Raw genomic sequence first — 8,983 nt, 5'->3', positions numbered from 1 at the left:
GTACTGGACAATACACGATTCAATCAGGAGATACCTTATCCGGCATCGCTCGTAAATACAGTACGACAGTAGCGAGTTTGAAATCATTGAATAATTTGAAATCCGATACGATCTATGTTGGACAAAAGTTAACAGTCAATGGAGCAGCACAAGGAGGAAGCACACCATCAACAGGTACTACTACTACTCCTAATACTGGTACAAGTACTGGACAATACACGATTCAATCAGGAGATACCTTATCCGGCATCGCTCGTAAATACAGTACGACAGTAGCGAGTTTGAAATCATTGAATAATTTGAAATCCGATACGATCTATGTTGGACAAAAATTAACAGTCAATGGAGCAGTTAAAGAAGAAAGCAAACCGACAACTGGTACCACGACTAATACTGGCACAAGTACTGGCCAATACACGATTCAATCAGGAGATACACTATCTGGCATCGCTCGTAAATACAGTACAACAGTAGCGAGTTTGAAATCATTGAATAATTTAAAAACAGACACGATCTATGTTGGACAAAAATTATCGGTCAATTCTACTACGAATACAACAGCACCAAAACAAGATACGACGGTAACGAATCTAGATGCTGTTTATACTGTTAAGAGTGGAGATACATTAACAGGTATCGGTAATAAATACAGTGTTTCAATTGCTGATTTGAAATCTTGGAACAGTTTGAACTCAGATGCGATTTATGTCGGTCAAAAATTGGCTGTTAAAGTCGGCAGTTCATCTACTCCAACAAATTCATCAACTAGTTCAGCAAGCAAAAAACATACTATTGCCAGTGGTGATACATTGTCTGGATTAGCTTTGACTTTTAATATTTCTGTAGCTCAATTAAAAGAATGGAACAACTTAACATCAGATTTGATTTTTGTAGGACAACAATTGACAATCAAATAAACAAGATCCACTTAGTAAAAGCAGCCTGAGATAGAATCATTCTATCTCAGGTTGCTTTTTTTAATTGGTATACTTTTAAAATGAAGCGCTTTATAAATGCGGAAATGATTATTGAAACAATATGTTCAAAGTGTTTAGAACTTTTTTAAAGAAGTGTTTAATATGGAATTGACAAGATAAATCTGAATTGGTATGATTCGTTTGGCGTACTGCTGATTGTTAAAATGAAAAGCTATTTTTATTCGTGCTAAAGATCAGTATGTGATTCAACTAATTGTATGGAGAAGAAATATTGGAGGGAAAAAAATGAAAGCATATTTTCAGAGGTTAGGTAGATCATTGATGCTACCTGTTGCTGTATTACCTGCAGCTGCTATTTTAATGGGGATTGGTTATTATATAGATCCATCAGGTTGGGGTGGAGACAGTGTTATTGCTGCGTTTTTGATTAAATCAGGTGGAGCACTTATTGATAACATGGGAATTCTATTTGCTGTTGGTGTTGCCTTAGGAATGTCTAAAGACAAAGATGGAGCAGCTGCTTTGAGTGGATTGGTAGCTTGGCAGATTATCACTACTTTATTAGCACCTGATACGGTGGCTATGTTACAAAGTATTCCTGTCGAGGAAGTAGATCCTGCATTTGGAAGCATCAAAACACAATTTATTGGAATACTCTGTGGTTTAATTGCTGGGGCTTTATACAATCGATTCCACAATGTCAAATTGCCTCAAGCATTAGCTTTCTTTAGTGGAAAACGCTTAGTACCGATTGTGACTTCATTTGTAATGATGGTTGTTGCAATGGTCTTATTATTTGTATGGCCTCCAGTTTATAATGGTTTAGTAGCATTTGGAACATCTATTAGTGAACTAGGTGCTGTGGGAGCAGGTCTTTATGGACTCTTCAATCGTTTGTTGATTCCTACAGGTTTGCATCATGCACTAAATTCTGTCTTTTGGTTTGATGTTGCAGGCATCAATGATATCGGAAATTTCTGGGCTGGAACCGGAGTAAAAGGTGTTACAGGTATGTATCAAGCTGGATTCTTCCCAGTGATGATGTTTGGACTTCCAGCTGGAGCTTTAGCAATGTACCATACTGCTAAAACAGATAAGAAGAAAACGACGGCTTCATTGATGATGGCTGCAGGTTTTGCTTCATTCTTTACAGGTGTAACTGAACCGCTAGAATTTGCTTTTATGTTCGTTGCTCCGGCATTATATGTTACACACGCAGTTCTAACAGGTATTTCGTTGTTTATAGCAGCTGCATTCCAGTGGACAGCTGGTTTTGGATTTTCGGCAGGGTTAGTAGATTATATTCTTTCTTTCAACTTACCATTAGCTCATCAACCATACATGTTGCTTGTTCAAGGGGCAGTATTTGCTGTTATTTATTATTTCTTATTCCGCTTTATTATTCTTAAATTTGATTTGGCCACTCCAGGACGTGGAGAGGAAGTGTTGGATTCAACAGTGTTTGCTGATGAACCAACGACAACAAATGGAAGTAAGTTAAGTACAAAGGATGCTGAATTTAGAAGAAAAGCTGAAATTATTCTTGCAGGTTTAGGGGGAGAAGAGAATGTAACCTCTATCGACAATTGCGCAACCCGACTTCGGTTAGAAATAAAAGATATGTCGATCGTTAATGACGCTAAAATTAAATCTGCCGGTGTTGCGGGCATCAATAAGGTAAGTAACCACAATATCCAAGTTATAGTCGGGACTGAGGTTCAATTTGTAGCAGATGAAATGTCAAAATTAAAACATCACTAAGTATGATTAAAGAGCCGGTTTGCAATTTAGCAACTGGCTCTTTTTGTAAATAAAAAACAGTTAAGGGTTGGAGAAGAAAACTTGTTATAGAACTGAATATTGAATTCTTTCAAATGGTTTATTATTTTTTTAGCAAATTCTCATCTTTAATAAACACTGTATAAATACATTTTTTTATACAGTTCCAAGGATGCAAGCGAATGAATTATGCTTAGGGTGAATATTTATAAAACGGCTTTTTATATTGTGACCAAATCGACATTTCGGATGTATGTTTTCTTTTGTTTATTAATAGTGAAAACGCTATGATGGTGCTGTAGATAAGAAAAAGAGGAGGATATTATCATGTCAGAACCAACTAAGCCAATCCAAGTCAATTCGGAAATTGGTGCTCTTAAAACAGTACTGTTAAAAAGGCCAGGAAAAGAAGTAGAAAATTTAACACCTGAAATTATGGAACGACTATTGTTTGATGACATCCCACATTTGCGGGTGATTCAAAAAGAACATGATGCATTTGCTAAAGCGCTAGAAGACAACGGGGTGGAAGTTTTATATTTAGAAAATTTGTCTGCAGAAGCCATAGATGCTGGAGATGTGAAAGAATCTTTTGTTGAAAAAATGCTTGAGGAATCGAATATTCAATCCCCTAGTGTTTACAACACCTTAAAAGGCTATTTGTTAAATATGAAAACCATAGAAATGGTTAATACCATTATGGCTGGTGTTCGAAAAATAGATGTGGATATTGCTAAAGAACACTTGAGCGACGTAGCTGAAGGTGGAGGAGATCCTGTTAAACCAGAGGGAACGGGAGATGCTTACTTTACCAGTGACGAGACAGACCATTTAATCGATGTTTCCAATGATGATGATTATCCATTTTATATGGATCCGATGCCAAATCTTTACTTTACTAGGGACCCCGCTGCTGCTATGGGGAACGGGGTAACGATCAACCGTATGATGTTTGAAGCACGACAACGGGAATCTTTATTCATGGAAACCATTATCAAACACCATCCTCGGTTTGCTGAAAATGGAATTAAAGTGTGGCGGGACCGTAACCATACTTCCTATATAGAAGGCGGAGATGAACTGGTTTTAAATGACAAAGTACTGGCTATCGGTATTTCACAACGTACTTCAGCTCAAGCGATTGAGGAACTGGCAATCGAGTTGTTTGATCAAGAAGCTCCATTTGAAAAGGTATTAGCGATCAAAATCCCGAATGTTCGAGCTATGATGCATTTGGACACTGTTTTCACAATGGTGGATTACGATAAATTTACTATTCATCCAGGTATTCAACGAATTGGAGGTTCAATTGATATCTATATTCTTGAAAAAAGTGATGATCCTGGGAAAGTGAAAATCACTCACAAAACGGATCTAAAAGAAGTCTTGAAAGAAGCTTTGGGAGTTGAAGAACTAACATTGATCCCTTGTGGTGGTGGAGATGCTATTGCTGCTCCCCGTGAGCAATGGAATGATGGTTCGAACACATTGGCTATTGCTCCAGGTGTAGTAGTGACTTACGATCGAAACCACATTTCAAATGATTTGATGCGTGAGCATGGCATCAAAGTGATTGAGATTGCTTCAAGTGAATTATCTAGAGGGCGTGGAGGCCCCCGTTGTATGAGTATGCCGCTTGTCCGTGAAGATTTAAACTAAAGAGATGAACTAATGGAGGAAAAAATAATGGAAAATATTTTTCAAGGACGTAGTTTATTAGCAGAAAAAGACTTTACGAAAGCAGAATTAATGTATCTAATCGATTTTTCGCAACACTTGAAAGAAATGAAAAAAAAAGGGATTCCTCATCGTTATCTAGAAGGGAAAAACATTGCTTTGCTGTTTGAAAAATCATCTACGCGTACTCGGGCTGCTTTTACTGTCGCGTCTGTTGATTTAGGGGCTAAACCAGAATACCTCGGTAAAGATGATATCCAATTAGGGAAAAAAGAATCTGTTGAAGATACAGCACGTGTTTTAGGAAGTATGTTCGATGGAATCGAATTCCGCGGATTCAAACAAACCAATGTAGAAAAACTGGCGAAATATTCAGGCGTTCCGGTATGGAATGGGTTGACGGATGAGTGGCACCCGACACAAATGATTGCCGACTATTTAACCATTAAAGAAAATTTTGGAACTGTCGAAGGCGTTACGCTAGTGTATGTTGGAGATGGACGAAATAATGTAGCCAACAGTCTTCTGGTTACAGGAGCTATTTTAGGAACAAATGTGCGTATAGTTGCTCCTGAGAACCTATTCCCAGATCAAAAAATCGTAGATATGGCGCAAAAATTTGCTGAAAAATCCGGCAGTCAATTGATAATCACTGATGATGTTCAAAAAGGGGTCAAAGATGCGGATGTCTTGTACACGGATGTCTGGGTATCGATGGGGGAAGAAGATAAGTTTGAAGAGCGGGTCAACTTATTAAAACCTTACCAAATCAATATGGACATGATTCGTGCTACTGGAAAAGAAGACGTTATTTTATTACACTGCCTACCAGCTTTCCATGACACAGAAACCGATTATGGTGAAATGGTCAAAGAAAACTTTGGAATCAGTGAAATGGAAGTAACGGATGAAGCGTTCCGAAGCAAATACGCACGTCAATTTGATCAAGCAGAAAATCGGATGCACTCTATTAAGGCTATCATGGCTGCAACATTAGGAAACTTGTTTATTCCAAAAGTCTAGCAGAGACGATAAAAGAGGCTGTGAATCAATCATGGTCTCTTTTTTGAATCAAATTAAAATAGAGAATACGAGGAGAAAAAGACATGAACAAAAGAAAAATAGTGGTTGCACTAGGCGGGAATGCGATTTTGTCTAAAGAGGCCAGTGCCAAAGCTCAACAAGATGCATTGAGACACACAGCAGAGTATCTAGTACAATTTATTGAAAATGGGGATGACATTATTATTTCCCATGGAAACGGACCACAAGTTGGGAATTTATTGTTGCAGCAAGAAGCAGCTGATAATGAAAAGAACCCTGCAATGCCGTTGGATACTTGTGTGGCGATGACACAAGGCAGTATTGGCTATTGGCTGCAAAACGCGATGAACCAAGTTCTCTCGGAGCGTCAATTGGATAAAGAAGTCGTTTCTGTGGTCACTCAAGTTGTGGTCGATGAAAATGATCCAGCTTTTGAAAGACCAAGTAAACCGATTGGGCCGTTTCTATCTCAAGAAGAAGCGGAAAAAGAAATGCGTGAATCTGGCGCAGTGTTTAAAGAAGATGCTGGTCGCGGTTGGCGTAAAGTAGTACCTTCACCACAACCGATCAGTATTAAAGAACATAAAGTGATTGATCAGTTGGTAAAATCAGGGGTTGTAACCATTACTGTAGGTGGTGGAGGTATACCGGTTATTCAAAAAGAAAACGGTGTACAAGGAATCGAAGCTGTTATTGATAAAGATTTTGCTTCTCAAAAATTAGCGGAATTAGTCGAAGCGGATCTTTTAGTTATTTTGACAGGGGTAGATAATGTCTATGTTAATTTCAATCAGCCATCTCAAAAGAAACTGGAACAAGTCTCTGTAAGTGAAATGAAACAATACATGGAAGAAAATCAATTTGCAGCGGGCAGTATGTTGCCGAAAGTTCAAGCCGCTATTCAGTTTGTAGAACGGCATCCGGAAGGAAAGGCTGTTATTACTTCATTGGAAAATATCAGTGGAGTGCTGAAAGAAGAAGGCGGAACGATTATTACAGCTGATGAATCTAATTAAAAAATTCTTCGTAGGATAAGAGGAAATACAAACGAAGCATAAAGTAAACGTTTTTTTACTTTATGCTTCTATGTTATACTTATATTGTGAAGAAATTATTTTGTTCAGTAAAGATAACCATACTTAGCAGCAACCAGTGAGCGGGGGGGATAAAAATGTTATCTATCCAAGAAAAGGTGCACAAAAGCGATACCTTAAAGCATAAAACTGTTTTTTCTGCATTTACAGAGGCGGAATTTAAAACTGTGCAGAAAGGGATGCAGTTACGCCAATATAAAAAAGGACAAGTTTTATTTGATGAAGGAGATACAAAAGATAAGTTTTTTTATTTGATAGAGGGTTTGGTTAAATTAGAGAGATATGATGAGAGCGCTGTTTATATGTATACGGATTATGTGAAAGAAGATAGGTTATTTCCTTACGGAGAAATATTTTCTGGCAAAGTATACCGTTATACAGCATATGCATTAACAGATATTCAATTGTATACTATTCCAGCAATGCTATTTGAAGAGGTCCTTGCCGGCAATAGAGAGCAGCTCATTTATTTTTATAAACGTTTAGCAGATATATTGATCGATCATGAAGAACGAATTCAGTATTTTGTCGGCACTAGTGCTGCAAGTCGAATTGTAAAAGCTTTAGCTTATTTGATGAAAGAGCTAGGCGAGTTAAGTGGAAAAGGGAAAGTAGTGATTTCTTATCCAATTACTGTTTGCGAAATTGCAACGATCAGCGGATGCTCTCGAGAAACGGTTGGAAATAAAATCAAGCAGTTAAAAGAAATGGGCAAGCTGGAACACGAGCATAAAATATTGACATTTAAAGATGTTGATTACTTTAGAGAGTATTCAGAAGACTAATCCATAAGTGCCTATCTATTCAACTCATATATAAAAAGAAAAAAAAGACAAGTACTGGATTTTTTGACTTCCGGCACTTGTCTTTTTTTTCTTTTTTTATTGCAGCATCACTACCCGAGAACTGCAGCAAAGCCTAGAATAATACAACTTACAATAAAAATGATACCAATCAGTTTAGCTGTAAATTTCCACCAAGTGGTCAGTTCAATACCAGCTATAGCCAGTGCTCCCATAACAACTCCGGAAGTTGGGGTAATCAGATTGATAATTCCACTCGCTGCTTGATAAGCTGTGATGACTACATGTTGGGGGACATCTGCAAAAGATCCTAAAGGTCCCATGATACCCATGGTTGCTGCTGCTAATCCTGATGTGGATGGGATAAGGAACGACATAGGAATGTAGAAAATATAGGTTAAGATAGAAAATAAGACAGGCGATAAGTTGGATAGATTTTCTTCTCCGAGATGTAAAATAGTTGCAGTGATCATCCCTTCATTCATCACAACCTGAATCCCACGAGCTAAAGCAACCACTAAAGCTACGCCTAATAAATCTCTGGCTCCTTCCATAAAGGTAGAAACAATTTCACCTTCTGGAATACGGTAATACAGACCGATGATAATCGCCATTAAGAAGAACAACATCGTGATCTCCATGAAGTACCAATTTCCTAACGCGACCATTTGTTGACCAAGGACTGTACCGATGATTGGAAGTCCCATCAGCCAATCATTCATAGTTTCAAAGAAGGTCCAATTCTCATTTAATGTTGACCAAGGAACTAATCCTAAAACCATGATCAGAAAAGCCAGACCGAAGAGAACCATGACCACTTTTTGTTTTTTTGTCATTTCTTCTTTTATACTAGAGACAGCGAATTTCTTTTGATTTTTTTCATAATCTTTATAAACCAATGATTTCGTTGGATCATTTTGAACTTTAACAGCGTAGCGATAAACGAACAGCGTTGCAATACCATACATGACCACAAAGAATATCAGACGCCAAAGGATTCCCTCTCCTGGGCTGATCCCCAAAGCTTGAGAGGCCACGCCTGTGGCAAAAGGATTCACTGTGGAAGCCAGTACTCCTACACCTGAACCGAGAAGTACCACTGAAACAGCAACTAATGTATCAAAACCTACCGCTACCATAACGGGAATGATCAAGGCATAAAAAGCCATCGTTTCTTCGGCCATTCCATAAGTAGTGCCCCCTAATGCAAAAATAAACATTAGAATAGGAATCAATAGTTTTTCTTTCCCTTTGTAATTTTTAACCACTTGTGCGATCCCGGTATCTAATGCTCCAGTACTGTTAACGACACCTAAAAAACCGCCTACTACAATGATAAATAGAGAAACCTCAATGGCACCGGGTGTAGTTTCAGTACCAATCATCCCTTTGACCGGCGCCATGAAGACATCCCACAACCCTTGCGGATGTTGTTCGATGACTTGATAACTTCCCGAAAGGATATTTCCTGCCTCGTCTACTTGATATTCCCCAGCAGGGACAAACCAAGTAAGGATGGCAATCGCAAGAATGATAAGAAAGAGTACAGTATAAGATGATGGCATTGAAAATCTTTTTTTCTTCTGACTTGTTTCCATGATATTCCCTCCTATTAAATGATTGAATTTCTAGCTTTATTTTACCATTC

Annotated in this window: 7 protein-coding genes; 6 read left to right on the top strand and 1 reads right to left on the bottom strand. The window is 38.0% G+C overall.

The genetic code is table 11. The features are described from left to right. The 6 genes from ACEN36_RS05475 to ACEN36_RS05450 form a co-directional block, all read left to right on the top strand. Positions 1–917, top strand: a 917-nt coding sequence (locus ACEN36_RS05475; RefSeq protein ID WP_407126133.1) for a LysM peptidoglycan-binding domain-containing protein, incomplete at its 5' end; no start/stop codon positions are given. A gap of 306 nt (positions 918–1,223) precedes the next feature. Beyond that, entirely contained in the window at positions 1,224–2,699 is a 1,476-nt protein-coding gene (gene nagE, locus ACEN36_RS05470; RefSeq protein ID WP_407126132.1) for an N-acetylglucosamine-specific PTS transporter subunit IIBC, read from the top strand. Between the two features lie 345 nt (positions 2,700–3,044). Further along, entirely contained in the window at positions 3,045–4,376 is a 1,332-nt protein-coding gene (locus ACEN36_RS05465) for an arginine deiminase family protein (protein ID WP_407126131.1), read from the top strand. Positions 4,377–4,400: 24 nt separating this feature from the next. Beyond that, the gene (gene argF, locus ACEN36_RS05460; protein WP_407126139.1) at positions 4,401–5,417 is read left to right on the top strand and encodes an ornithine carbamoyltransferase; all 1,017 of its coding nucleotides are present in this window, start codon (positions 4,401–4,403) and stop codon (positions 5,415–5,417) included. Between the two features lie 83 nt (positions 5,418–5,500). Next, positions 5,501–6,454: a carbamate kinase gene (gene arcC, locus ACEN36_RS05455; RefSeq protein ID WP_407126130.1), complete on the top strand. Its 954-nt coding sequence runs from the start codon at positions 5,501–5,503 to the stop codon at positions 6,452–6,454. Positions 6,455–6,609: 155 nt separating this feature from the next. Next, positions 6,610–7,317: a Crp/Fnr family transcriptional regulator gene (locus ACEN36_RS05450; protein ID WP_407126129.1), complete on the top strand. Its 708-nt coding sequence runs from the start codon at positions 6,610–6,612 to the stop codon at positions 7,315–7,317. A gap of 110 nt (positions 7,318–7,427) precedes the next feature. Here ACEN36_RS05450 and ACEN36_RS05445 read toward each other — a convergent pair whose 3' ends face one another. After that, complete coding sequence (locus ACEN36_RS05445) at positions 7,428–8,933, bottom strand: YfcC family protein (protein ID WP_407126128.1); 1,506 nt, start codon at positions 8,931–8,933, stop codon at positions 7,428–7,430. Between the last annotated feature and the right edge of the window lie 50 nt (positions 8,934–8,983).

The organism is Desemzia sp. FAM 23989 (assembly GCF_045528345.1).
Lineage (GTDB): Bacteria > Bacillota > Bacilli > Lactobacillales > Carnobacteriaceae > Desemzia.
This window is presented reverse-complemented; position numbering and strand designations above follow the sequence as displayed.

Excerpts from the sequence above, each read along its gene's own strand:
- ACEN36_RS05450 (WP_407126129.1), top strand. The coding sequence starts at position 6,610 with ATGTTATCTATCCAAGAAAAGGTGCACAAAAGCGATACCTTAAAGCAT.
- arcC (WP_407126130.1), top strand. The coding sequence starts at position 5,501 with ATGAACAAAAGAAAAATAGTGGTTGCACTAGGCGGGAATGCGATTTTG.
- nagE (WP_407126132.1), top strand. The coding sequence starts at position 1,224 with ATGAAAGCATATTTTCAGAGGTTAGGTAGATCATTGATGCTACCTGTT.
- ACEN36_RS05465 (WP_407126131.1), top strand. The coding sequence starts at position 3,045 with ATGTCAGAACCAACTAAGCCAATCCAAGTCAATTCGGAAATTGGTGCT.
- ACEN36_RS05445 (WP_407126128.1), bottom strand. The coding sequence starts at position 8,933 with ATGGAAACAAGTCAGAAGAAAAAAAGATTTTCAATGCCATCATCTTAT.